This window comes from Mycolicibacillus trivialis, assembly GCF_002102395.1.
GTDB classification, from domain to species: Bacteria; Actinomycetota; Actinomycetes; order Mycobacteriales; family Mycobacteriaceae; genus Mycobacterium; species Mycobacterium triviale.
The window spans coordinates 1-24357 of sequence record NZ_LQPZ01000024.1 but is presented as its reverse complement, the minus strand read 5'-3'; the positions used below and the strand labels follow the sequence as shown (position 1 = coordinate 24357).

At 68.9% G+C, this 24357-nt stretch carries 23 protein-coding genes; 22 read left to right on the top strand and 1 reads right to left on the bottom strand.

Going from position 1 to position 24357, the window contains the following annotated elements; translation table 11 throughout:
- Positions 1-14 precede the first annotated feature (14 nt).
- From argS to AWC30_RS09575, 21 genes are all read left to right on the top strand, one after another.
- Positions 15-1667 (top strand): arginine--tRNA ligase, encoded by a 1653-nt coding sequence (gene argS, locus AWC30_RS09680; protein ID WP_085109992.1) that lies wholly within the window; start codon positions 15-17, stop codon positions 1665-1667.
- Positions 1664-3082, top strand: a complete 1419-nt coding sequence (gene lysA / locus AWC30_RS09675; RefSeq protein WP_085109991.1) for a diaminopimelate decarboxylase — start codon at positions 1664-1666, stop codon at positions 3080-3082. The genes argS and lysA overlap by 4 nt, the downstream gene beginning before the upstream one ends.
- A complete protein-coding gene (locus AWC30_RS09670; protein WP_085110004.1) occupies positions 3072-4397 on the top strand; it encodes a homoserine dehydrogenase in 1326 nt (441 codons plus the stop codon). The genes lysA and AWC30_RS09670 overlap by 11 nt, the downstream gene beginning before the upstream one ends.
- Positions 4394-5470, top strand: coding sequence for a threonine synthase (gene thrC / locus AWC30_RS09665; protein ID WP_085109990.1), 1077 nt, complete (start codon positions 4394-4396; stop codon positions 5468-5470). The genes AWC30_RS09670 and thrC overlap by 4 nt, the downstream gene beginning before the upstream one ends.
- On the top strand, positions 5471-6415 hold the full coding sequence (gene thrB, locus AWC30_RS09660) for a homoserine kinase (protein WP_085109989.1): 945 nt from the start codon (positions 5471-5473) through the stop codon (positions 6413-6415).
- Between the two features lie 266 nt (positions 6416-6681).
- A complete protein-coding gene (gene rho / locus AWC30_RS09655) occupies positions 6682-8634 on the top strand; it encodes a transcription termination factor Rho (RefSeq protein WP_085109988.1) in 1953 nt (650 codons plus the stop codon).
- Positions 8635-9559: 925 nt separating this feature from the next.
- Positions 9560-9811: a 50S ribosomal protein L31 gene (gene rpmE, locus AWC30_RS09645; protein ID WP_085109987.1), complete on the top strand. Its 252-nt coding sequence runs from the start codon at positions 9560-9562 to the stop codon at positions 9809-9811.
- Between the two features lie 72 nt (positions 9812-9883).
- A complete protein-coding gene (gene prfA, locus AWC30_RS09640) occupies positions 9884-10957 on the top strand; it encodes a peptide chain release factor 1 (protein WP_085109986.1) in 1074 nt (357 codons plus the stop codon).
- Positions 10954-11832, top strand: a complete 879-nt coding sequence (prmC, locus tag AWC30_RS09635) for a peptide chain release factor N(5)-glutamine methyltransferase (RefSeq protein WP_085109985.1) — start codon at positions 10954-10956, stop codon at positions 11830-11832. The genes prfA and prmC overlap by 4 nt, the downstream gene beginning before the upstream one ends.
- Positions 11825-12478 carry an L-threonylcarbamoyladenylate synthase gene (locus AWC30_RS09630; RefSeq protein WP_085109984.1) on the top strand — a complete coding sequence of 218 codons (654 nt, stop codon included), beginning with the start codon at positions 11825-11827 and terminating at the stop codon, positions 12476-12478. Before prmC ends, AWC30_RS09630 begins: the two co-directional genes overlap by 8 nt.
- Positions 12479-12511: 33 nt before the next feature.
- Complete coding sequence (locus tag AWC30_RS09625; RefSeq protein WP_085110003.1) at positions 12512-13705, top strand: glycosyltransferase family 4 protein; 1194 nt, start codon at positions 12512-12514, stop codon at positions 13703-13705.
- Positions 13706-13893: 188 nt separating this feature from the next.
- A complete protein-coding gene (locus tag AWC30_RS09620) occupies positions 13894-14337 on the top strand; it encodes an ATP synthase subunit I (protein WP_085109983.1) in 444 nt (147 codons plus the stop codon).
- The gene (gene atpB / locus AWC30_RS09615; protein WP_085109982.1) at positions 14337-15095 is read left to right on the top strand and encodes a F0F1 ATP synthase subunit A; all 759 of its coding nucleotides are present in this window, start codon (positions 14337-14339) and stop codon (positions 15093-15095) included. The genes AWC30_RS09620 and atpB overlap by 1 nt, the downstream gene beginning before the upstream one ends.
- A gap of 56 nt (positions 15096-15151) precedes the next feature.
- Positions 15152-15397, top strand: a complete 246-nt coding sequence (locus AWC30_RS09610; protein ID WP_066852750.1) for a F0F1 ATP synthase subunit C — start codon at positions 15152-15154, stop codon at positions 15395-15397.
- 9 nt (positions 15398-15406) lie between these two features.
- On the top strand, positions 15407-15925 hold the full coding sequence (locus tag AWC30_RS09605; protein ID WP_085109981.1) for a F0F1 ATP synthase subunit B: 519 nt from the start codon (positions 15407-15409) through the stop codon (positions 15923-15925).
- 6 nt (positions 15926-15931) lie between these two features.
- Positions 15932-17269 (top strand): F0F1 ATP synthase subunit B/delta, encoded by a 1338-nt coding sequence (locus tag AWC30_RS09600; RefSeq protein WP_085109980.1) that lies wholly within the window; start codon positions 15932-15934, stop codon positions 17267-17269.
- A gap of 41 nt (positions 17270-17310) precedes the next feature.
- Entirely contained in the window at positions 17311-18957 is a 1647-nt protein-coding gene (gene atpA / locus AWC30_RS09595; protein WP_085109979.1) for a F0F1 ATP synthase subunit alpha, read from the top strand.
- A 6-nt stretch (positions 18958-18963) separates the two neighbouring features.
- Entirely contained in the window at positions 18964-19866 is a 903-nt protein-coding gene (locus AWC30_RS09590) for a F0F1 ATP synthase subunit gamma (protein WP_085109978.1), read from the top strand.
- Between the two features lie 29 nt (positions 19867-19895).
- Positions 19896-21347, top strand: a complete 1452-nt coding sequence (atpD, locus tag AWC30_RS09585) for a F0F1 ATP synthase subunit beta (protein WP_066852735.1) — start codon at positions 19896-19898, stop codon at positions 21345-21347.
- A 51-nt stretch (positions 21348-21398) separates the two neighbouring features.
- The gene (locus tag AWC30_RS09580; protein WP_085109977.1) at positions 21399-21764 is read left to right on the top strand and encodes a F0F1 ATP synthase subunit epsilon; all 366 of its coding nucleotides are present in this window, start codon (positions 21399-21401) and stop codon (positions 21762-21764) included.
- A gap of 14 nt (positions 21765-21778) precedes the next feature.
- Positions 21779-22222, top strand: coding sequence for a DUF2550 domain-containing protein (locus AWC30_RS09575; protein ID WP_085109976.1), 444 nt, complete (start codon positions 21779-21781; stop codon positions 22220-22222).
- A gap of 2 nt (positions 22223-22224) precedes the next feature.
- On the opposite strand, the gene AWC30_RS09570 is transcribed toward AWC30_RS09575, so the two are convergent.
- Positions 22225-22815 (bottom strand): cob(I)yrinic acid a,c-diamide adenosyltransferase, encoded by a 591-nt coding sequence (locus tag AWC30_RS09570; protein ID WP_085109975.1) that lies wholly within the window; start codon positions 22813-22815, stop codon positions 22225-22227.
- Between the two features lie 68 nt (positions 22816-22883).
- Here AWC30_RS09570 and murA point away from each other — a divergent pair, with 68 nt between their 5' ends.
- The gene (gene murA, locus AWC30_RS09565) at positions 22884-24140 is read left to right on the top strand and encodes a UDP-N-acetylglucosamine 1-carboxyvinyltransferase (RefSeq protein ID WP_085109974.1); all 1257 of its coding nucleotides are present in this window, start codon (positions 22884-22886) and stop codon (positions 24138-24140) included.
- Positions 24141-24357: the final 217 nt, after the last annotated feature.

The following is a 24357-nucleotide window of genomic DNA, read 5'->3' as shown; positions in this document are numbered from 1 at the left end:
TAGGATGGAGCCTCGTGACCCCCGCCGATCTGGCTGAACTGCTCAAATCCACCGCCGCCGCGGTGCTGGCCGCCCACGGCCTCGACGCCGCGGCGCTGCCCGCGACCGTGACCGTGGAACGGCCCCGCAACCCCGACCACGGGGACTACGCCACCAACCTGGCGCTGCAGCTGGGAAAGAAGGTCGGCGTCAACCCCCGTGAGCTGGCCGGCTGGCTGGCCGAGGCGCTGGCCGACGCCGACGGCATCGACTCCGCCGAGATCGCCGGGCCCGGCTTCGTCAACCTGCGCCTGGGCGCCGCCGCCCAGGGCGTGGTGGTCGCCAACATCATCGACGCCGGCCCGGCCTTCGGTCACTCCACCGCACTGGCCGGGCTGTCGGTCAACCTCGAGTTCGTCTCGGCCAACCCCACCGGCCCCATCCACATCGGCGGTACCCGCTGGGCCGCCGTCGGCGACGCACTGGGCCGGCTGCTGTCCACCCAGGGCGCCGGGGTGGTCCGCGAGTACTACTTCAACGACCACGGCGCCCAGATCGACCGATTCGCCGAGTCGCTGATCGCCGCCGCCCAAGACGAGCCCACCCCGGAGAACGGCTACGCTGGCGCCTACATCGCCGACATCAGCGCCCAGGTCCTCGCCCGGGTCCCCGACGCGCTGGACCAGCCCGCCGACCAGCGGCACGAAACCTTCCGCTCGGTCGGCGTGGACCTGATGTTCGACCACATCAAGACATCGCTGCACGAATTCGGCACCGACTTCGACGTCTACACCCACGAAGACTCGATGCACACCAGCGGCCGGGTCGACGAGGCCATCGGCAAACTGCGCGACAACGGCAACATCTACGAGAAGGACGGCGCCACCTGGCTGCGCACCAGCGCGTTCGGCGACGACAAGGACCGCGTCGTGATCAAAAGCGACGGCAAGCCCGCCTACATCGCCGGTGACCTGGCCTACTACCTCGACAAACGCGAACGCGGCTTCGACCTGTGCATCTACATGCTCGGCGCCGACCACCACGGCTACATCGCCCGGCTCAAGGCCGCCGCGGCCGCGTTCGGCGAGGACCCCGCCACCGTCGAGGTGCTGATCGGCCAGATGGTCAACCTGGTGCGCGACGGCCAACCGGTGCGCATGAGCAAGCGGGCCGGCACCGTGATCACCCTCGACGACCTCGTCGAGGCCCTCGGCGTCGACGCCGCGCGCTACAGTCTGATCCGCTCGTCGGTGGACACCCCCATCGACCTGGATCTGGCGCTGTGGTCCTCGGCGTCCAACGAGAACCCCGTCTACTACGTCCAGTACGCCCACGCCCGGCTCAGCGCACTGGCCCGCAACGCCGCCGAACTGGGCGTCATCGCCGACGCCGACCACCTCGATCTGCTCACCCACGACAAAGAGGGCACGCTGATCCGCAACCTCGGCGAGTTCCCCCGGGTGCTGAAAACCGCTGCGGCCCTGCGGGAACCGCACCGCATCTGCCGCTACCTGGAGGAGTTGGCCGGTGACTACCACCGGTTCTACGACTCGTGCCGGGTGCTGCCCCAAGGCGACGAGCAGCCCGCCGACCTGCACGCCGCGCGACTGGCGCTGTGCCAGGCCACCCGGCAGGTGATCGCCAACGGCCTGGCCATCCTCGGCGTGCGCGCCCCGGAGCGGATGTGAACGCCCAGCCCGGCCACACCGCCGAATCGCAGCTCCCGGACGTGCCGACACCGCCGTCCGGGCCGGAGGAGACCCTGTTGCTGGCCCCGCAGGTCTGGCCCCGCAACACGGTGCGCGGCGAGGACGGCATCGTCCGCATCGCCGGAGTCAGCCTGACCCGCCTCGCCGAGGAGTACGGCACCCCGCTGTTCGTCGTCGACGAGGACGACTTCCGCAGCCGCTGCCGTGAGATCGCCGAGGCGTTCGGCGGCGGCCACCACGTGCACTACGCCGCCAAAGCCTTCCTGTGCGGCGAGATCGCCCGGTGGGTGGACGAAGAAGGGCTCGCGCTGGACGTGGCGACCGGCGGCGAGCTCGCGGTCGCGCTGCACGCGGGCTTCCCTGCGCAGCGAATCGCGGTGCACGGCAACAACAAATCCGTCGCCGAACTCACCGCGGCAGTACGAGCCGGCGTCGGGCACATCGTGGTGGATTCACTGACCGAGATCGAGCGCCTCGAGGCGATCGCCGCCGAAGCCGGGGTGGTCCAGGACGTGCTGGTGCGCGTCACCGTCGGGGTGGAGGCGCACACCCACGAGTTCATCTCCACCGCCCACGAGGACCAGAAATTCGGTCTCTCGCTGGCCGGCGGCGCGGCGATGACCGCTGTGCGCCGCATCTTCGCCACCGACCACCTGCGGCTGGTGGGGCTGCACAGCCACATCGGCTCGCAGATCTTCGACGTGGCCGGTTTCGAGATCGCCGCGCAGCGGGTGATCGGTCTGCTGCGCGACGTGGTCGCCGAGTTCGGTGTCGACAAGACCGCCCAACTGCGCACCATCGACCTCGGCGGCGGTTTCGGCATCGCCTACCTGCCCGACGACGACCCGCCGCCGGTGGCCGAGCTGGCCGCCAAGCTCACCCGGATCGTGCGCGACGAATCGGCCGCGGTGGGTCTTCCGGCCCCGAACCTGGTCGTCGAGCCCGGCCGTGCGATCGCCGGTCCCGGTACCGTCACGCTCTATGAGGTCGGCACCGTCAAGGACGTCGGGATCAGCGCAACCGCCCAGCGCCGCTATCTCAGCGTCGACGGCGGCATGAGCGACAACATCCGGACCTCCCTCTACGGCGCCGATTACGACATCCGCCTGGTCTCGCGTGCGAGCCGGGAAACCCCGCTATTGGCCCGGGTGGTCGGGAAACACTGCGAGAGCGGCGATATCGTCGTACGCGACACCTGGGTTCCCCAGGACGTCGGGCCCGGTGATCTACTGGCGGTGCCCGCCACCGGCGCATACTGCTATTCGATGTCGAGCCGATACAACCTGCTCACCCGGCCTGCCGTGGTGGCGGTACGCGACGGTCAGGCGCGGCTGATCCTGCGCCGTGAGACCGTGGACGATCTGTTGAGCTTGGAGGTGAGTGGTGACCAGTGACCCGAAGCCGGTCGGCGTGGCGGTGCTGGGCTACGGAAACGTCGGCAGCGAGGTCGTCCGCATCATCGAGAGCAGTGCCGCCGACCTGACGGCGCGCATCGGCGCCCCGCTGGTGCTGCGCGGGATCGGTGTCCGGCGGGTCAACGCCAACCGCGGCGTGCCGATCGAACTGCTCACCGACGACATCGACGAGCTGGTGACCCGCGACGACGTCGACATCGTCGTCGAGCTGATGGGCCCGGTGGAGCCGTCACGCAAGGCCATCCTCTCGGCCATCGAGCACGGAAAATCGGTGGTCACCGCCAACAAGGCGCTGCTGGCCGGCTCCACCGGCGAACTGGCCCGCGCCGCCGAGCGCGCCCACGTCGACCTGTACTTCGAGGCGTCGGTCGCCGGAGCCATCCCGGTCATCCGGCCGCTGACGCAGTCGCTGGCCGGCGACAGCGTGCTGCGCGTCATCGGCATCGTCAACGGCACCACCAACTACATCCTCTCGGAGATGGAGACCACCGGCGCCGACTACGCCAGCGCCCTGGCCGACGCCAGCACCCTCGGTTACGCGGAGGCCGACCCGACCGCCGACGTCGACGGCTACGACGCCGCCTCCAAGGCCGCCATCCTGGCCTCGATCGCCTTCCACACCACCGTCACCGCCGACGACGTCTACCGCGAGGGGATCACCGCGATCACCACCGAGGACTTCGCCTCGGCGCAGGCGCTGAACTGCACCATCAAGCTGCTGGCGCTGTGCGAACGCATCGTCGACGAAGACGGCCGCGAGATGGTCTCCGCCCGGGTGTACCCGGCGCTGGTCCCGGCCGCGCACCCGCTGGCCACCGTCGGCGGCGCCTTCAACGCGGTGGTCGTCGAGGCCGAGGCCGCCGGCCGGCTGATGTTCTACGGGCAGGGCGCGGGCGGGGCGCCGACCGCCTCGGCGGTCACCGGTGACATCGTCATGGCCGCCCGCAACCGGGTCCAGGGCGGCCGCGGGCCGCGGGAGTCGAAGTACGCCCAGTTGCCGATCGCGCCGATCGGCAAGGTCTCCACCCGCTACTACGTGAGCATGGACGTCGCCGACCGGTCCGGTGTGCTCTCGGCGGTGGCCGCGGAGTTCGCCAACCACGGCGTCTCCATCGCCGAGGTGCGCCAGGAGGGCGTCGTCGCCGACAGCGGGGAGCGCGTCGGGGCCCGCATCGTGGTGGTCACCCACCGCGCGACCGAGGCCGCACTGGCCGACACCATCACCGCACTGGAAGAACTCGACGTGGTAGCCAATGTGGCTAGCGTGCTGCGATTGGAAGGAACCGACCCATGAGCCGGACGACACCGCACCAGGCCTGGCCGGGTCTGATCGCCGCGTACCGCGATCGGCTGCCGGTCGGGGACGACTGGTCCCCGGTCACGCTGCTGGAGGGCGGCACGCCGCTCATCCACGCCACCCGGATCTCCGAGCAGACCGGATGCACGGTGCACCTCAAGGTCGAGGGCCTCAACCCGACCGGGTCGTTCAAGGACCGCGGCATGACGATGGCGGTCACCGACGCGATCGCGCGCGGCCAGCAGGCGGTGCTGTGCGCCTCCACCGGCAACACCTCGGCATCGGCGGCCGCGTACGCGGCGCGTGCCGGCATCACCTGCGCGGTGCTGGTGCCGCAGGGCAAGATCGCGATGGGCAAGCTGGCCCAGGCGGTCATGCACGGCGCGAAGATCATCCAGGTCGACGGCAACTTCGACGACTGTCTGGAGTTGGCCCGCAAGATGACCAACGACTTCCCGACCATCGCGCTGGTCAACTCGGTCAATCCGGTGCGCATCGAGGGACAGAAGACCGCGGCCTTCGAGATCGTCGACGTCCTGGGGACGGCGCCGGACGTGCATGCCCTGCCGGTCGGCAACGCCGGCAACATCACCGCCTACTGGCGCGGTTACACCGAATACCACGCCGACGGGATCATCGACTCGCTGCCACGGATGCTGGGCACCCAGGCCGCCGGGGCCGCGCCGCTGGTCACCGGCGAACCGGTGCGCAACCCCGAGACCGTCGCCACCGCCATCCGGATCGGCTCGCCGGCGTCGTGGTCGTCGGCCGTCGCCGCCCAGGAGCAGTCCGACGGACGGTTCCTGGCCGCCACCGACGAGGAGATCCTCGCCGCCTATCACCTGGTCGCCGAGTCTGAGGGCGTGTTCGTCGAACCGGCCTCGGCCGCCAGCGTCGCCGGCCTGCTCAAGTCCATCGAGGACGGCTGGGTGGCGCGCGGTTCGACGGTGGTGTGCACGGTCACCGGCAACGGCCTGAAGGACCCCGACACCGCGCTGCGTGACCTGCCTACCGTCACGCCGGTACCGGTCGACCCGGGTGTGGTCGTGGAGAAACTGGGGCTGGCGTAGGTGACCCAGCTGCTGCCGGCCGGACTGTCGGCCAACGCGGTCGTCGCCGCGTCCAGTGCCAATCTGGGGCCGGGCTTCGACAGTCTCGGACTCGCTCTGAGCCTCTACGACGAGATCAGTGTGGAGACAACGACTTCGGGTCTCGTGGTCGAAGTCGAAGGCGAGGGGGCGGGTCAGGTCCCGCTGGGAGAGGAGCACCTGGTGGTCCGCGCCATCCAGCGCGGCCTGACGGCGTGCGACGCCGCGGTGCCCGGCATGGTGGTGCGTTGTCGCAACGCCATCCCCCACTCACGCGGCCTCGGGTCGTCGGCAGCGGCGGCCGTCGGCGGCCTCGCGGTGGTCAACGGCCTTGTGGCACAAGCGAATATCCCAATGCTGACCGATCATCAGCTGATCCAGATCTCCTCGGAGTTCGAAGGGCACTCCGACAACGCCGCCGCGTCGGTGCTCGGTGGCGGGGTGGTCTCCTGGATCGAAGCCGATATCCAGCCACTCAGCTTCGCGGCCGTGCCGTTGCGTCTGCATCCGGACATCAAGCTGTTTCCCGCCATCCCCGAGGTGCGCTCATCGACCGCGGAAACCCGGATCCTGCTTCCCGGCCAGGTCAGCCACGCCGACGCACGCTTCAACGTCAGCCGCACCGCTCTGCTGGTGGTGGCGCTGACCGAACGCCCCGACCTGCTGATGACCGCCACCCAAGACGTGCTGCATCAACCCCAGCGCGCATCGGCCATGCCGGCTTCCGCGGAGTTCATGCGACTGCTGCGCAGCCACGGCATCGCCGCCGTGCTCTCCGGTGCGGGGCCGGCGGTGATCGCCTTGACCACCCGGTCGGAGCTGCCGACCGAAGCGCACGAGTACGCCGCGGCCCACGGATTCACCGTCGGCGCGATGGCGGTGGGCGACCCGGTCCGGTGGGGCAGCGGCGTCGGGTTGCGGCGCTGACGTTTGACGTGGTCGTGAGCGGGTATCGGCATTGCTTGCGCCGAACAACGAAGCGGGTTATTCTCGGGAGCGTCCGGTAATCGCAGCTTCTGCTTCTGCGCTGACACGAGGACAACCATCACATTCTTCTCGGGGACGACCATTAGCGACTGCCACCGTGGCGCTCACTGTTGCGAACATTGACGGTGGTGCGCGTCCGGTGATTGTGACTGGACGCAACTGACCCCTCGCCTGAATTCATAGCTGCGAGGGAAGAAAGGAAATCCGTGACCGAAACGGACCTGATCAAAGCTGACGACACGACCGGTTCCGCCACGTCGAGCGAAGGCTCCGCGGCGCGCAAATCCGGCGGCTCGTTGTCGACGATGGTGCTCGCGGAACTGCGTGCACTGGCAGTCGAGTCCGGAGTCAAGGGAACGTCCGGAATGCGTAAAAGCGATCTGATCGCCGCGATCCGGGAAAGCCGGGGCCAGCAGAACGGAGGAGCAGCCGTGGACACGACGTCGACGGGCGATGCAGCCGAAACCAAGGCCTCGCCCCACAGCGAACAGCCGGCCGAGGACGCCGGCGGAGCCCGCCGCGAACGGCGGGCCGCCGCACGTGACACCGGCCCGTCGGCGCAGGCCGACGACGGTGGCGACGCACGCGGCAAGAACGGCGCCGACAAGGGCGATTCCGGCAAGGCCGACGCCGGCCGCCGCGACGCGGACAAGACCGACACCGAGAAAGGCGACTCGGCCAAAGCCGACGCCGACAAGTCGCGCGCCAAGGATTCCGACAAGCGCGCCGACGACAGGGACGCTCAGGGCAAGACCCAGCAGGGCACCCAGCAGGGCAGGAGCCAGGACAAGTCCCAGCAGGACCGGGGCGACCAATCCCGGGACAAGGGCCAGGACAACAAGGGCCAGGACAACAAAGGCCAGGACAAGGACGGCGAGTCCGGGCAGCAGGGCCGCGACGACGACGGCGAGGGCCGCGGCGGTCGTCGTGGCCGGCGGTTCCGCGACCGGCGCCGCCGCGATCGGGCCGGCGGTGACGGCGCCGACACCGAACTGCGTGAGGACGACGTCATCCAGCCGGTTGCCGGCATCCTCGACGTGCTGGACAACTACGCGTTCGTCCGCACCTCCGGCTACCTCGCCGGCCCCAATGACGTCTACGTCTCGATGAACATGGTCCGCAAGAACGGCCTTCGTCGCGGTGACGCGGTCACCGGTGCGGTGCGCGCTCCCCGCGAAGGGGAGGGCGGCGGCCAGAATTCCCGGCAGAAGTTCAACCCGCTGGTGCGGCTGGACTCGGTCAACGGCGGGCCCGTCGAGGACGCCAAGAAGCGGCCCGAATTCGGCAAGCTGACACCGCTGTACCCCAACCAGCGGCTGCGGCTGGAGACCAGCACCGAACTGCTGACCACCCGGGTGATCGATCTGATCATGCCGATCGGCAAGGGGCAGCGCGCCCTGATCGTGTCGCCGCCCAAGGCCGGTAAGACCACGATCCTGCAGGACATCGCGAACGCGATCACTCGCAACAACCCGGAATGTCACCTCATGGTGGTGCTGGTCGACGAGCGCCCCGAAGAGGTCACCGACATGCAGCGTTCGGTCAAGGGCGAGGTCATCGCCTCCACCTTCGACCGGCCGCCGTCCGACCACACCCAGGCCGCCGAGCTGGCCATCGAACGGGCCAAACGCCTGGTCGAGCAGGGCAAGGACGTGATCGTTCTGCTGGACTCGATCACCCGGCTGGGCCGCGCCTACAACAACGCCTCCCCGGCGTCGGGCCGCATCCTCTCCGGTGGTGTCGACTCCACCGCGCTGTACCCGCCGAAGCGTTTCCTGGGCGCGGCCCGCAACATCGAGGAGGGTGGATCGCTGACGATCATCGCCACCGCGATGGTCGAGACCGGCTCCACCGGTGACACGGTCATCTTCGAGGAGTTCAAGGGCACCGGTAACGCCGAGCTCAAGCTGGATCGCAAGATCGCCGAGCGGCGGGTCTTCCCGGCGGTGGACGTCAACCCGTCCGGTACCCGCAAGGACGAGCTGCTGCTCTCACCCGACGAGTTCGCGATCGTGCACAAGCTGCGCCGCGTGCTCTCCGGGCTGGACTCCCACCAGGCGATCGACCTGCTGATGAGCCAGCTGCGTAAGACGAAGAACAACTACGAGTTCCTCGTCCAGGTCTCGAAGAACACCCCCGGCGGTCACGACGACGACTGATCGGCGTAGCGCGGTTCGCTGCGAGGACCGCGAGTGAAGTATGAGGGTGGTATCCGGCGCGGATTACCGCCCTCATACTTCATTCGATCGCCCTCCTCCTTCATTCGCGAGCGCCATCGGGGAAATTGCTATCCGGTGCCGGCCCGGCCCACAAAAACGCCCGGTCCATGAAAACGCCCGAGCGTCGGACGCGCGCTACGGCAGCGGCATCCGACGCCCGGGCGTCGGGCTCGGTCAGTAACCGGGGACCGGCGGGACCGGCGGCGGCGACGGCACCGCAGGCACCGCGGGCACTGGCGGAACCGGCGGCGGCGACGGCACTTCAGGCACCGGTGGCACCGGCGGGACCGGCGGCGGGGAAGGAACTTGAGGCACCGGCGGCACCGGAGGAACAGGGGGCGGCGAAGGCACCTCAGGCACCGGTGGCACCGGCGGGGGAGTCGGGTCGGCGCCGGCAATGCCCACCCCCATCCCGACGCTGAGCGCGAATCCCGCGGAAGCCGCCGCGAGCGCGCCCCGGGCGATCAAGTGTCGGATCTGCATCGTCATCACCGCTTTCTGTGCTGATCATCGGACCCCTCGACCCGATATTTCGTGTCGGTTCACCCATACCCCGGCGCGGAAATCGATAAACCCCCGCACCGCTGAATGGTTTGCCCAAGCCGACGTCTTGCCACATCGACCGTAGCCAAGCGGTTCGCTGACCGGCCGCGATGGGGCTGGCCGGCGGGTATCGCCGCGGCCCGGCCGCCCGTCAGCGGCGCGGTGATCGGCGGAATAACCCGGCGGTACCGCGGCGTTTGGGGCGATGACGGCTGACCTGGCATAATCGAGCGCTGGATCAAAACCCGTCACCTCAGGTTCCGGTTCACGCCCGATGCGTTGGTCGGGCGACCCGGCGGCCCGCTATTGAAGAGGACACCCCATGAAATCCGATATTCACCCCGCCTACGGCGAGACCACCGTGCTCTGCGGGTGTGGCAACAGCTTCACCACTCGCAGCACCAAGCCGGGCGGCCACATCGTCGTCGAGGTCTGCTCGCAGTGCCACCCGTTCTACACCGGTAAGCAGAAGATTCTGGACACCGGTGGTCGCGTCGCACGTTTCGAGCGGCGCTACGGTAAGCGCACCGCCAAGGCCGACGCCCCCACCTCGTCCGACTCCGCTGACAAATAGCGGACCCACCGGCGCCCGGCGCGGGAGACCGCGATCCCCGGGCGTCGGTTTGCGTTCCGGGAAGAAACCGACATGACTCAGAGCGTGCACGCGGTCGACGCGCTGCTGGCCGAGCACGCCCAGCTCGAGGTGGAGCTGGCCGACCCGGAACTGCACGCTGACCCGGCCCAGGCCCGCAAGGTGGGACGCCGGTTCGCCCAGTTGGCGCCGATCGTGGCCACGCACCGCAAGCTGCAGGCCGCGCGCGGCGACTTGGAGGCAGCCCGGGAACTGGCCGCCGACGACCCGTCGTTCGCCGCGGAGGCCGACGAGCTGGAAGCCCGGGTGGCCGAGCTGGACGCCCAGCTCACCGACATGCTGGCCCCCCGCGACCCGCATGACGGCGACGACGTCGTCCTCGAGGTCAAATCCGGCGAGGGCGGGGAGGAATCGGCGCTGTTCGCCGCCGACCTGGCCCGGATGTACACCCGCTACGCCGAACGGCACGGCTGGACGGTCACCGTGCTCGACCAGACCACCTCAGACCTCGGCGGCTACAAAGAGGCCACGCTGACCATCGCCGCCAAGGGCGACGGCCCCGACGGCGTCTGGTCGCGACTGAAGTTCGAGGGCGGTGTGCACCGCGTCCAGCGGGTCCCGGTCACCGAGTCCCAGGGCCGGGTGCACACTTCGGCGGCCGGCGTGTTGGTCTACCCCGAACCCGAAGAGGTCGAAGCGGTCCAGATCGACGACGCCGACCTGCGCATCGACGTCTTCCGCTCCTCGGGCAAGGGCGGTCAGGGGGTCAACACCACCGACTCGGCGGTCCGCGTCACCCACCTGCCCACCGGCATCGTCGTCACCTGCCAGAACGAACGGTCCCAGCTGCAGAACAAGACCCGTGCGCTGCAGGTCCTGGCGGCGCGTCTGCAGGCGGTGGCCGAGGAGCAGGCGCTGGCGGAGGCCTCCGCCGACCGGGCCAGCCAGATCCGCACCGTGGACCGCAGCGAACGGATCCGCACCTACAACTTTCCGGAGAACCGGCTGGCCGACCACCGCATCGGCTACAAGTCGCACAACCTGGACCAGGTGCTCGACGGCGACCTCGACGCCCTGCTCGACGCGCTGGCCGACGCCGACAAGCAGGCCCGGCTGCAGCAGTCATGACCGCAGCCGCCGGCGCCGCACCGCGCATCAGCCTCCGGCGCGCGATCAACGACGCCGCCGCAGTGCTGGCTGCCGCAGGCATCGAGTCCGCGCAGCACGACGCCGAGGAACTCGCCGCCCACCTCGCCGGAACCGACCGCGGCCGGCTGCCGCTGATCGACCCGCCCGATGACGCATTCCACACCCGCTACGCCCACGCGATCGCGACACGAGCCCGCCGGGTTCCGCTGCAGCACCTGACCAGCAGCGCGGCGTTCGGCCCGATCACCCTTCGGGTGGGCCCCGGGGTCTTCGTTCCCCGGCCGGAGACCGAGGCGTTGCTGGCCTGGGCGGCCGCGCAGCCGTTGCCGGATCGGCCCGTGATCATCGACGTCTGTACCGGTTCGGGGGCGCTCGCGCTCGCGCTGGCGCACCACTTCCCGGCCGCCCGGGTGCTCGGCATCGACGACTCCGCGCAGGCGCTGGACTACGCCCGCCACAACTGCGCGGGCAGCGCCGTCGAGCTTGTGCGGGCCGACGTCGCGACCCCGGGTCTGCTCGCCGACCTCGACGGGCAGGTGGACCTGGTGGTCGCCAACCCGCCCTACATCCCCGACGGCGCCGCGCTGATCCCGGAGGTCGCCGACCACGATCCGCATCACGCCCTGTTCGGCGGGCCCGACGGCATGGCGGTGATCGGCGACGTCGTCGAACACGCCGCTCGCTGGCTGCGCCCCGGCGGGCGGTTCGGCGTCGAACACGACGACACCACCGCGGAGCGGACCACCGCGCTGCTGCACGCCACCGGCCACTTCGCCGGGATCACCGCTCACCGCGACCTGGCCGGGCGGCCGCGGTTCGTCACCGCCGAGCGCAAGGGGCGGAACGATGAGTGAGGTGTACGACTGCGCCGGGGACGCCGAACGGGCCGAGGGGATCGCCGCGGCGGTCAGCGCGCTCAAAGCCGGCCGGCTGGTGGTGATGCCCACCGACACCGTCTACGGCATCGGCGCCGACGCCTTCGACAGCACCGCGGTCCGTGCGCTGCTCGCCGCCAAGGGCCGCGGCCCCGACATGCCGGTCGGGGTGCTGGTCGGTTCCTGGCACACCATCGAGGGGCTGGTGTTCACCGTGCCCGACGCGGCCCGCGTGCTGATCCGGGCCTTCTGGCCCGGTGCGCTCAGCCTGGTCGTCACCGCGGCGCCGTCGCTGCAATGGGACCTCGGCGACACCCGCGGCACGGTGATGCTGCGGATGCCGCTGCACCCGGTGGCCATCGAGTTGCTGCGCGAAGTCGGGCCGATGGCGGTCTCCAGCGCCAACGTCTCCGGCCGCCCCGCGGCGCTGGACATGGCCCAGGCCGAGGACCAATTCGGTGACGCGGTCGACGTCTACCTCGACGCCGGCCCCGCACCGCGGCAGGCGGCCTCCACCATCGTCGACCTGACCGGCCCCACGCCGCGCCTGCTGCGGCCCGGGCCGGTGACCGCCGACGACCTCGCCGCCGTGCTCGAGATCGACCCGACGAGCCTGACGGACTGAGCCGGAACCGGGGCGGTGGCGTACGGTCACGGCATGGGCAGCGACGGGGTCGGGCTAGCCAGTAGCCTGCTGGCCCTTGCCAATCAGGGCGCCGGTGTCCCGCTTCGTGAGCTCGCCCTGGTCGGGTTGACCGCCGCCATCATCACGTACTTCACCACCGGCCCGGTGCGCGTTTTGGCGACCCGGCTCGGCGCCGTGGCCTACCCCCGCGACCGCGACGTGCACCAGACGCCGACACCCCGGATGGGCGGGCTGGCGATGTACCTCGGGGTCATCACCGCCGTGTTCCTCGCCTCCCAATTGCCCGCGCTGACCCGCGGGTTCGTGTACTCCTCGGGCATGCCCGCCGTCGTGGTCGCCGGCGGGGTGATCATGGGCATCGGGCTGATCGACGACCGCTGGGGCCTGGACGCGCTGACCAAGTTCGCCGGCCAGATCACCGCCGCCAGCGTGCTGGTCACCATGGGCGTGGCCTGGAGCGTGCTCTACATCCCGTTCGGCGGCGTGGGCACCATCGTGCTCGACCAGGTGTCGTCGATCCTGCTGACCCTGGCGCTGACCGTCTCGATCGTCAACGCGATGAACTTCGTCGACGGCCTCGACGGACTGGCGGCCGGGCTCGGACTGATCACCGCCCTGGCCATCTGCATCTTCTCCGTTGGGCTGCTCCACGACCACGGGGGCGACGTGCTGTTCTACCCGCCTGCGGTGATCTCGGTGGTGCTCGCCGGGGCCTGTCTGGGCTTCCTGCCGCACAACTTCTACCGGGCCAAGATCTTCATGGGTGACTCCGGCTCGATGCTGATCGGGCTGATGCTGGCCGCTGCCGCGACCACCACCGCCGGGCCGATCTCGCAGAGCGCCTACGGGGCGCGTGACGTGTTCGCGCTGCTCTCACCGTTTCTGCTCGTCGTCGCGGTGGTCTTCGTGCCGGCGCTGGACATGCTGCTGGCGATCGTGCGGCGTACCCGGGCCGGCGTCAGCCCCTTCCATCCGGACAAGATGCACCTGCACCACCGGCTGCTGGAGATCGGCCATTCCCACCGCCGGGTGGTGCTGCTGATCTACCTGTGGGTGGGCATCGTCGCGCTGGGCGCGGCCAGCACTATTTTCGTCGACCCGCGCTATGCCGGAGCGGTCATGTTGGCCGCCATCGCGGTCGCCGTGGTGGCCACCCTGATCCCGCTGCTCCGAGGCCGCAACCAAGGTGTATACGACACCGAGTAGTAGACTCGTTACCGTGTGGTACGGTTCCGTTCGGCGTCGAGATCCGACCAAAAATCGAGATTTCTCTCGGGTGATTCCTGCGCGCACATTGCCGTCCGATACGCTCGGCAGGTCGCACCGGAATCAGCTGAACGACGCCGGTGCTGTGGCGGTATTTTCCGGGACCAGAAGGGCCGAGAGGTGACACGGTGACGACACCAGCGCAAGACGCGCCGTTGGTGCTTCCGGAGGTCGCTTTCCGCCCGCTGCGCCTGTTCGCCATCTGCCTCGCGTTGACCGCCGTGGCCGTCGCCGCGACCGTCGCCCTCGACCGCCCGATGCTGGGCGTCTTCATCGGTGGCGGTCTGGGCCTGGGGCTGATCAACGCGCTGCTGGTGCGCCGCTCGGTGGATTCCATCACCGCCGACGCCCACCCGCTGAAGAGCAAGATGGCGCTGAACTCCGCCACCCGCCTCCTCGTTCTCACCGTGATCGCTCTGGTGATCGGCTACCTGTTCCGCCCGGACGGGCTCGGCCTGCTGTTCGGGCTGGCGCTGTTCCAGCCGCTCCTGGTGGCCACCACCGCCCTGCCGGTCTGGAAGAAGATCCGCGCCGCAGGCAAGACCGACGGACACACCGAAGGGACCGCATGATGGACGAGACGATCCTGGCCGAGGGCAAGGTCGAGGTCGGTCACCACACCACGGCCACCTGGCTGGGCATGACGATCAACGTCGACACCGTGATCTCCAGTGCGATCGCGGCCGTCATCGTGATCGCGCTGGCGTTCTACCTCAAGTCCAAGGTCACCTCCACCGGGGTGCCCAACGGCGTGCAGCTGTTCTTCGAGGCCATCACCACCCAGATGCGGGCCCAGGTCGAGTCCAGCATCGGGATGCGGGTAGCGCCCTTCGTGCTGCCCCTGGCGGTCACCCTGTTCATCTACATCCTGGTCGCCAACTGGCTGTCGGTGCTCCCGGTGCAGTACGCCGACGAGAACGGCGTCTCCAGGGAGATCTTCAGCCCGGCCGCCGCGGACATCAACTTCGTCGCCGCGCTGACCGTCTTCGTCTTCCTGAGCTACCACGCCGCGGGCATCTGGCGGCGCGGGCCGCTGAAGCACCCGCTCCAGCTGGTCAAGGGCCACGTGACGCTGATGGCCCCGATCAACCTCGTCGAGGAACTCGCGAAGCCGATCTCGCTGGCCCTGCGTCTTTTCGGCAACATCTTCGCCGGCGGCATCCTGGTGGGACTCATCGCACTGTTCCCGCCCTACATCTTGTGGGCCCCCAACGCGGTCTGGAAGGGTTTCGACCTGTTCGTCGGAGCGATCCAGGCCTTCATCTTCGCGCTCCTGACTGTGCTGTACTTCAGTCAGGCCATGGAGCTCGAAGAGGACCACGAGCACTAAAGAGCAGCACCCCACAGACCTGGTAGACAGCTACCGGATATCAAGGAGGAGAAGGAATGGACCCCCAAATTGCTGCCGGCGCCCTCATCGGCGGTGGCCTCATCATGGCCGGCGGCGCGATCGGTGCCGGTATCGGTGACGGTATCGCCGGTAACGCGCTGATCTCCGGTATCGCCCGGCAGCCCGAGGCCCAGGGCCGGCTGTTCACCCCGTTCTTCATCACGGTGGGTCTGGTCGAGGCCGCGTACTTCATCAACCTGGCGTTCATGGCGCTGTTCGTCTTCGCCACCCCGGTTTCCTAATTCGCTGAGATGGGTGACATGAGCGCTGCAATGCTGGCCGCCGCAGGCCAGGCCGGTGAGGAAGACGCCACGGGCAACTTCCTCATCCCCAACGGCACCTTCTTCGTCGTGTTGGCGATCTTCTTGATCGTGCTCGGCGTGATCAGCGTCTTCGTTGTGCCGCCGATCACGAAGGTGCTTCGGGAGCGCGAGAACATGGTCACCAAGACACTCGCCGACAACAAGAAGTCGAGCGAGCTGTTCGCAGCCGCGGACGCCGACTACGAGAAGGCTCTCGCAGGCGCGCGTACCGAGGCGGCGGCGATTCGGGACAACGCCCGCGCCGAGGGGCGGGAGGTCCTCGACGCTAAGCGCGCCGAGGCGGGCGACGAGGTGTCGAGGCTGCTGGAAAGCGCCGGCGAACAGCTCAAGCGGGAGGGCGACTCCGTGGCCGAGGAATTGCAGGCCAGGGTGCAGAACCTCTCCGCGACGCTGGCCGGCCGCGTGCTCGGCGTCGACGTCGGCACCACCACGGCGGCAGGACGGTAATCGGTTATGTCGACATTCATCGGGCAGTTGATCGGGTTCTCGCTGATCGTCTTCCTGTTGTGGCGGTATGCGGGCCCTCCGGTACGCAGGATGATGGCGGCGCAGCAGGAGTCCGTCCGCGAACAGCTGGCGGAGGCGGCGGACGCGGCCAAGCGACTGGCGGAGGCCGAGCAGGCGCACACCAAGGCGCTGCGCGACGCCGAGTCCGAGTCGACCCGGGTGGTGGAGGAGGCGCACGCCGACGCCAAGCGCATCGCCGAGCAGTTGCGCGCCCAGGCCGACACCGACGCGGAACGGATCAAGGCGCAAGGCGGTGAGCAGGTGCAGCTGCTGCGTGCCCAGCTGATCCGCGAACTGCGCCGTAACCTGGGCCGCGATTCGGTTCAGCGGGCCGAGGAACTGGTCCGCGAGCACGTCGCCGACCCGTCCCGTCAGGCGGCCACCGTCGACCGGTTCCTCGATGAACTCGACGCCATGGCCCCCTCCCCGGTCGACGTGGAGGATCCGGCGCTGGCCGGATTCCGCTCCGGAAGCCGTCGGGCCTACACCTCGCTGACCCAGCGCTTCGCCGAGGTCGCTGTCGGCCTCGACGAGCAGGGCCTCTCGACGTTGGCCGAGGACCTCGCCGCGGTCGTCAAGCTGCTGCACTCCGAGAAGCTGGTGACCCGGTACCTGACCACCCCGGCCGACGAGTACACCGCTCGGCTGCGGCTGGTCGAGCGCCTGCTGTCGGACAAGGTGGGCGCCGGTGCGTTGGACCTGATCAAGGCGGCCGTCTCCGAACGCTGGTCGGAGACCGGCGACTTGGCGTACGCGCTGGAGCAACTCGCCCGTCAGGCACTTCTGGTCAGCGCCGAACGCGCCGGGCAGGTCGAGGAGGTCGAGGAGCAGCTGTTCTTGTTCTCCCGGATCCTCGATGCGCAGCCGCGTCTGGCGACCCTGCTGGGCGACGACACCACCCCCGCCGCGGGCCGGATCACCCTGCTGCGCACGGTGCTGGACCGGGCCGGCAACGCCAACCCGATCGTGGCGGCGCTGCTCGCGCAGACCATCGAACTGCTGCACGGGCGACCGGCGCAGCAGGCGGTGCTGGAAGTGGCGGAGGTCGCGGTCGCGCGCCGCGACGAGATCGTGGCCCAGGCCCGTGCCGCGGCCGCGCTGAGCGGTGCCCAGCACGACCGGCTCACCCAGATCCTCAGCCGCATCTACGGCCATCCGGTCACGGTGCAGCTGCAGATCGCTCCCGAACTGCTGGGCGGACTTGAGATCTCCGTCGGCGAAGAGGTCATCGACGGCACGCTGTCGTCGCGCCTCAACGCCGCCCAAGCCCAGCTCCCCGACTGACCACAACCACCGAACATCAGAAGGTAGGAAGACGAAAAGCCATGGCAGAGTTGACAATCTCCGCTGATGACATCCAAGGGGCGATTGAGGAGTACGTTGACTCCTTCTCGTCTGGCACCGCCCGCGAGGAGGTCGGCACCGTCATCGACGCGGGTGACGGTATCGCCCACGTCGAAGGCCTGCCTTCGGTGATGACCCAGGAGCTGCTGGAGTTCCCCGGCGGGGTGCTGGGCGTGGCCCTCAACCTCGACGAGCACAGCGTCGGCGCCGTGATCCTCGGTGACTTCGAGCACCTCGCGGAGGGCCAGCAGGTCAAGCGCACCGGCGAAGTGCTCTCCGTGCCGGTCGGCGACGCGTTCCTGGGCCGGGTCATCAACCCGCTGGGCCAGCCGATCGACGCCCGCGGCGACATCGAGGCCGAGACCCACCGCGCGCTGGAGATCCAGGCCCCGTCGGTGGTGCAGCGCCAGAGCGTGAGCGAGCCGCTGCAGACCGGTATCAAGGCGATCGACTCGATGACCCCGATCGGCCGCGGCCAGCGGCAGCTCGTCATCGGTGACCGCAAGACCGGTAAGACCGCCCTCTGCGTGGACACCATCCTCAACCAGCGGCAGAACTGGGAGACCGGTGACCCCACGCAGCAGGTCCGCTGCGTCTACGTCGCCGTCGGCCAGAAGGGCAGCACGATCGCCAGTGTCCGGCGCGCCCTCGAAGAGGGCGGCGCGATGGACTACACCACCATCGTCGCCGCGCCGGCGTCGGACTCGGCGGGCTTCAAGTGGCTGGCCCCCTACACCGGTTCGGCGATCGCGCAGCACTGGATGTACAACGGCAAGCACGTGCTGATCGTCTTCGACGACCTGACCAAGCAGGCCGAGGCCTACCGCGCGATCTCGCTGCTGCTGCGTCGTCCGCCGGGCCGCGAGGCCTACCCCGGTGACGTGTTCTACCTGCACTCCCGGCTGCTGGAGCGTTGCGCCAAGCTCTCCGACGAGCTCGGTGGCGGGTCGATGACCGGGCTGCCGATCATCGAAACCAAGGCCAACGACATCTCGGCCTACATCCCGACCAACGTCATCTCGATCACCGACGGGCAGTGCTTCCTGGAGACCGACCTGTTCAACCAGGGTGTGCGCCCGGCCATCAACGTCGGTGTCTCGGTGTCGCGTGTCGGTGGTGCCGCCCAGATCAAGGCCATGAAAGAGGTGGCGGGCAGCCTCCGTCTGGACCTGTCGCAGTACCGCGAGCTGGAGGCGTTCGCGGCCTTCGCCTCCGACCTGGACGCCACCTCCAAGGCACAGTTGGAGCGCGGTGCGCGGCTGGTGGAGCTGCTCAAGCAGCCGCAGTTCGCCCCGATGCCGGTCGAGGAGCAGGTCGTCTCGATCTTCCTCGGTACCGAAGGCCACCTGGACTCGGTGCCGGTGGAGGACATCGCGCGGTTCGAAACCGAACTGCTCGAGCACGTGCGCTCGGCGAACGCGGAGATCCTCTCCGACATCCGGGAGAGCAAGAAGCTCAGCGACGAGAACAGCGAGAAGCTGGTCGAGGTCATCAACCAGTTCAAGCACGGGTTCAACCCGACCGGCGGTGGCTCGGTCGTCGCCGACAAGAGCGTCGACGCGCTCGACGAAGACGAACTGGGTAAGGCGTCCGTCAAGGTCCGCAAGCCCGCACCGAAGAAGAAATAACCCGCCATGGCAGCCACACTTCGCGAGCTACGGGGACGCATCCGCTCCGCCGGGTCGATCAAGAAGATCACCAAGGCCCAGGAGCTGATCGCGACCTCGCGCATCGGCAAGGCGCAGACCCGGCTGGCCGCGGCGCGTCCGTACGCCCTGGAGATCACCAACATGCTGACCACCCTGGCGGGGGAGAGCGCGTTGGATCACCCGCTGCTGGTCGAGCGGGAGAACCGCACCCGGGCCGGCGTGCTGGTGGTGACCTCCGACCGGGGGCTGTGCGGTGCCTACAACGCCAACGTCCTGCGGCGCGCGGAGGAACTCTTCGCGTTGCTGCGGGAGGAGGGCAAGACGCCGGTGCTGTACGTGGTCGGGCGCAAGGCGCAGGGCTACTACTCGTTCCGCAACTGGGACATCACCGGATCGTGGGAGGGGTTCTCCGAGCAGCCGAGCTACGAGAACGCCGCCGAGATCGCCGACGCGCTGATGGAGGCGTTCCTGTCCGGGACCAACGGAGACAGCGACGACACCGGTGTCGACGAGCTGCACATCGTGGCCACCGAGTTCAAGTCGATGCTGTCGCAGTCGGCGGAGGCGCTGCGCGTCGCGCCGATGCTGGTGGAGTACGTCGAGGAGGACACCGGTCCGCACACCCTGTACTCCTTCGAACCGGACGCCACCACGCTGTTCGACTCGCTGCTCCCGCGCTACCTGACCACCCGGGTCTACGCCGCGCTGCTGGAGGCGGCGGCGTCCGAGCTGGCATCTCGTCAGCGCGCGATGAAGGCGGCGACCGACAACGCCGATGATCTGATCAAGGCGCTCACGCTGGAGGCCAACCGCGAACGCCAGGCTCAGATCACCCAGGAAATCAGTGAAATCGTCGGTGGCGCAAACGCCCTCGCCGGCGCCAAGTAAGCCCGACAAGGAAGCGAAGAAGAAAGAGAATGACTGCTACCGCTGAAAAACCCGCCGGTAAGAAGGGCGCCGACACCAACGGGCGCGTCGTCCGGGTGACCGGACCGGTCGTCGACGTCGAGTTCCCGCGGGGCGCGGTGCCCGCGCTGTTCAACGCGCTGCACGCCGACATCACCTTCGAGTCACTGGCCAAGACGCTGACCCTGGAGGTCGCCCAGCACCTGGGTGACAACCTGGTGCGCACCATCTCGATGCAGCCCACCGATGGGCTGGTCCGCGGTGTCGAGGTGATCGACACCGGCGCGGCGATCTCGGTGCCGGTCGGTCACGAGGTCAAGGGCCACGTGTTCAACGCGCTCGGCCACTGCCTCGACGACCCGGGCTACGGCGAGGGCTTCGACCACTGGGGCATCCACCGCAAGCCGCCGAGCTTCGACGAGCTGGAGCCGCGGACCGAGATGCTCGAGACCGGCCTGAAGGTCGTCGACCTGCTGACCCCCTACGTGCGCGGCGGCAAGATCGCCCTGTTCGGCGGTGCCGGCGTGGGCAAGACCGTGCTCATTCAGGAGATGATCAACCGCATCGCCCGGAACTTCGGTGGTACCTCGGTGTTCGCCGGCGTCGGTGAGCGCACCCGTGAGGGCAACGACCTGTGGGTCGAGCTCGAGGACGCCAACGTGCTCAAGGACACCGCGTTGGTCTTCGGCCAGATGGACGAGCCGCCCGGCACCCGTATGCGGGTGGCGCTGTCGGCGCTGACCATGGCCGAGTGGTTCCGCGACGAGGCGAACCAGGACGTGCTGCTGTTCATCGACAACATCTTCCGGTTCACCCAGGCCGGTTCGGAGGTCTCGACCCTGCTGGGCCGGATGCCGTCCGCGGTGGGCTACCAGCCGACGCTGGCCGACGAGATGGGTGAGCTGCAGGAGCGCATCACCTCGACCCGGGGTCGCTCCATCACCTCGATGCAGGCGGTCTACGTGCCCGCCGACGACTACACCGACCCGGCCCCGGCCACCACGTTCGCGCACCTCGACGCGACCACCGAGCTCAGCCGTACGGTGTTCTCCAAGGGCATCTTCCCGGCGGTGGACCCGCTGGCGTCCAGCTCGACGATCCTGGACCCGGGTGTGGTCGGCGACGAGCACTACCGCGTCGCCCAGGAGGTCATCCGGATCCTGCAACGCTACAAGGACCTGCAGGACATCATCGCGATTCTGGGTATCGATGAGCTGTCCGAAGAGGACAAGCAACTGGTGAACCGGGCCCGCCGCATCGAGCGGTTCCTGTCGCAGAACATGATGGCCGCCGAGCAGTTCACCGGCCAGCCTGGCTCGACGGTGCCGCTGAAGGAGACCATCGAGGCGTTCGACAAGCTCACCAAGGGCGAGTTCGACCACCTGCCCGAGCAGGCGTTCTTCCTCATCGGCGGTCTGGAGGATCTGGCGAAGAAGGCCGAGAGCCTCGGCGCCAAGATGTGACGATGAACGCTTCCGCGCAGACAGCGCAACCCAGGCGAAAGGTGGTGTGACGTGGCCGTAGTCGACGTCGACATCGTTGCCGCCGATCGCAGTGTGTGGTCGGGCAAGGCGACGTTCGTCTTCACCCGGACGACGGTGGGGGAGATCGGGATCTACCCGCGACACATCCCGCTGGTGGCCGAACTCGTCGAGGACGCGATGGTCCGCGTCGACCGCGAGGACGATGAGGCCCTGCGGATCGCGGTCCACGGCGGATTCCTCTCGGTGAGCGAGGACGGCATCATCGTGCTGGCGGAGTCGGCCGATTTCGCCGACGAGATCGACGAGACCACCGCACGGCACGACTCCCAGTCCAGTGATCCGCGCATCGCGGCCCAGGGCCGGGCCAGGTTGCGGGCGCTGGGCGTACTCGACTAGCGGGGCGTGAGGCGATGAGCGCGTCCATGATCGTCATGGTCGTGCTCGTCGCCGTCCTTTTCGTCGCACTCGCTGCCCTCAGCTATCGGCTGTGGAAACTGCGCCAGGGCGGGACCGCCGGGATCATGCGCGACATCCCCGCGGTGGGGGGTCACGGCTGGCGGCACGGGGTGATCCGGTACCGCGGCAGCGACGCCTCGTTCTACCGGCTCTCCAGCGTTCGGCTCTGGCCCGACCGGCAACTCAACCGCCGGGGCGTCGAGATCGTGGCACGGCGCGCTCCGCGCGGCGACGAGTTCGACATCATGACCGACGAGATCGTCGTCATCGAGGTGCGCGACACCACCGCCGATCGGCAAGCCTGCTATGAAATCGCTTTGGATCGTGGGGCGTTGACAGCGTTTCTGTCCTGGCTGGAGTCGCGGCCGTCACCGCGGGCGCGCCGGCGCAGCACCTAGGTTTAGTCCGCCGAGTCGGCCGGCCGGCTGCCGCCGGGCTGCCACAGCACGTCACCGTCCGGATTGGCCCGGCGGCACAGGATGAACAGCAGGTCGGAGAGCCGGTTGAGATATTTCGCCGGCAGCGTGTTGGTGTCGTCGGGGTGCGCCTCCACCGCGCCCCAGGCCGCGCGCTCGGCACGGCGCACCGCGGTGCGCGCGACGTGCAGCAGCGCCGAGAGCGGCGTACCGCCGGGCAGGATGAACGAATTCAGCGGGGCCAGCGGTTCGTTGTAGCTGTCGCACCACGTCTCGAGCCGGTCGATGTAACCCTGGGTCACCCGCAACGGCGGCACCTTGGGGTCCGCGACCACCGGCGTGGCCAGATCGGCTCCGGCGTCGAACAATTCGTTTTGGACCTGGCGCAGCGTCGCGGTCATCTCCTCGTCGGGTTTGCCGAGCGCGATCGCGACGCCGATGGCGGCGTTCGCCTCCTCGCAGTCCGCGTAGGCCACCAGACGGGCATCGTTTTTGGCCACCCGGGAGAAGTCGCTCAGCCCGGTCGTGCCGTCATCGCCGGTGCGGGTGTAGACCCGGGTCACATGAATCGCCATGGCCCAAACCGTACTCGCTGGTGCCGACCGGCCACCCGCGCCGGTGACGCTTCATTACACTGACGCCCGTGGGCGAGCGATTCCTGGTGACCGGCGGGGCCCGCCTGGTTGGTGACGTGGCGGTTGGCGGCGCCAAGAACAGCGTCCTGAAACTGATGGCGGCGGCGTTGCTGGCCGAAGGCACCAGCACCATCACCAACTGCCCCGAGATCCTGGACGTGCCGCTGATGGCCGAGGTGCTGCGTGGTCTGGGCGCCACTGTGGAACTCGACGGCGACACGGTACGGATCGCCTCGCCGGACGAGCTGAAATACGACGCCGATTTCGCCGCGGTGCGCCAGTTCCGGGCGTCGGTATGCGTCCTCGGTCCGCTGGTCGGGCGCTGCAAGCGTGCCAAGGTGGCGCTGCCCGGCGGCGACGCGATCGGTTCACGGCCGCTGGACATGCACCAGGCTGGGCTGCGCCAACTGGGCGCGACCTGCAACATCGAACACGGTTGCGTGGTCGCCGAGGCCGACGCGCTGCACGGAGCGGAGATCCAGCTGGAGTTCCCCTCGGTCGGCGCCACCGAGAACATCCTGATGGCGGCGGTCGTCGCCGAGGGGGTCACGGTCATCCACAACGCGGCGCGCGAGCCCGACGTGGTTGATCTGTGCACGATGCTCAACCAGATGGGCGCGCAGGTCGAAGGTGCCGGATCGGCCACCCTGACCATCACCGGGGTGCCGCGGCTGCACCCCACCGAACACCGGGTGATCGGCGACCGCATCGTGGCGGCGACCTGGGGGATCGGTGCGGCGATGACCCGCGGCGACATCACCGTGAGCGGCATCGACCCGACGCACCTGCAACTGGTGTTGCACAAACTGCACGACGCCGGCGCCACCGTCACCCAGACCGAAAACAGCTTCCGCGTCGCCCAGTACGAGCGGCCCAAGGCGGTCAACGTCGCCACTTTGCCGTTCCCGGGTTTCCCGACCGACCTGCAACCGATGGCGATCGCGCTGGCCGCCATCGCTGACGGCACGTCGATGATCACCGAGAACGTCTTCGAGGCCCGGTTCCGGTTCGTTGAGGAGATGATCCGGTTGGGCGCCGACGCCCGCACCGACGGTCACCACGCGGTGATCCGGGGGCTGCCCCAACTGTCGAGTGCGCCGGTCTGGTGTTCGGACATCCGGGCCGGCGCCGGGTTGGTGCTGGCCGGCCTGGTGGCCGACGGCGAAACCGAGGTGCACGATGTGTTCCACATCGACCGCGGTTACCCGCGGTTCGTGGAGAACCTGGTCAGCCTGGGTGCTGACGTCCAACGCGTCTCCGGGTAGCATGGCCGTCAGACCCGACCGCAGGCGTCGGGCCCGGTCGGGTAGCATGGAGTCACCCGGCGGGCACCGCGTCTGGCGGGAAATCCCCGAAGTTGACGATCTCCACGCGATGGAGTAGTCTGGCGGGGTTGCCCGGACGCCGGGTGTGTTGTTTGAGAACTCAATAGTGTGTTTGGTGGTTTTTGTTTGTTGTTGTTTTTTGCCATGCCTTTGGCCG

Bases quoted from the DNA above. Each gene is read 5' to 3' on its own strand.
- thrC (WP_085109990.1), top strand. From the start codon at position 4,394: ATGAGCCGGACGACACCGCACCAGGCCTGGCCGGGTCTGATCGCCGCG.
- rpmE (WP_085109987.1), top strand. From the start codon at position 9,560: ATGAAATCCGATATTCACCCCGCCTACGGCGAGACCACCGTGCTCTGC.
- prfA (WP_085109986.1), top strand. From the start codon at position 9,884: ATGACTCAGAGCGTGCACGCGGTCGACGCGCTGCTGGCCGAGCACGCC.
- prmC (WP_085109985.1), top strand. From the start codon at position 10,954: ATGACCGCAGCCGCCGGCGCCGCACCGCGCATCAGCCTCCGGCGCGCG.
- AWC30_RS09630 (WP_085109984.1), top strand. From the start codon at position 11,825: ATGAGTGAGGTGTACGACTGCGCCGGGGACGCCGAACGGGCCGAGGGG.
- AWC30_RS09625 (WP_085110003.1), top strand. From the start codon at position 12,512: ATGGGCAGCGACGGGGTCGGGCTAGCCAGTAGCCTGCTGGCCCTTGCC.
- atpB (WP_085109982.1), top strand. From the start codon at position 14,337: ATGGACGAGACGATCCTGGCCGAGGGCAAGGTCGAGGTCGGTCACCAC.
- AWC30_RS09610 (WP_066852750.1), top strand. From the start codon at position 15,152: ATGGACCCCCAAATTGCTGCCGGCGCCCTCATCGGCGGTGGCCTCATC.
- AWC30_RS09605 (WP_085109981.1), top strand. From the start codon at position 15,407: ATGGGTGACATGAGCGCTGCAATGCTGGCCGCCGCAGGCCAGGCCGGT.
- AWC30_RS09600 (WP_085109980.1), top strand. From the start codon at position 15,932: ATGTCGACATTCATCGGGCAGTTGATCGGGTTCTCGCTGATCGTCTTC.
- atpA (WP_085109979.1), top strand. From the start codon at position 17,311: ATGGCAGAGTTGACAATCTCCGCTGATGACATCCAAGGGGCGATTGAG.
- AWC30_RS09590 (WP_085109978.1), top strand. From the start codon at position 18,964: ATGGCAGCCACACTTCGCGAGCTACGGGGACGCATCCGCTCCGCCGGG.
- atpD (WP_066852735.1), top strand. From the start codon at position 19,896: ATGACTGCTACCGCTGAAAAACCCGCCGGTAAGAAGGGCGCCGACACC.
- AWC30_RS09575 (WP_085109976.1), top strand. From the start codon at position 21,779: ATGAGCGCGTCCATGATCGTCATGGTCGTGCTCGTCGCCGTCCTTTTC.
- AWC30_RS09570 (WP_085109975.1), bottom strand. From the start codon at position 22,815: ATGGCGATTCATGTGACCCGGGTCTACACCCGCACCGGCGATGACGGC.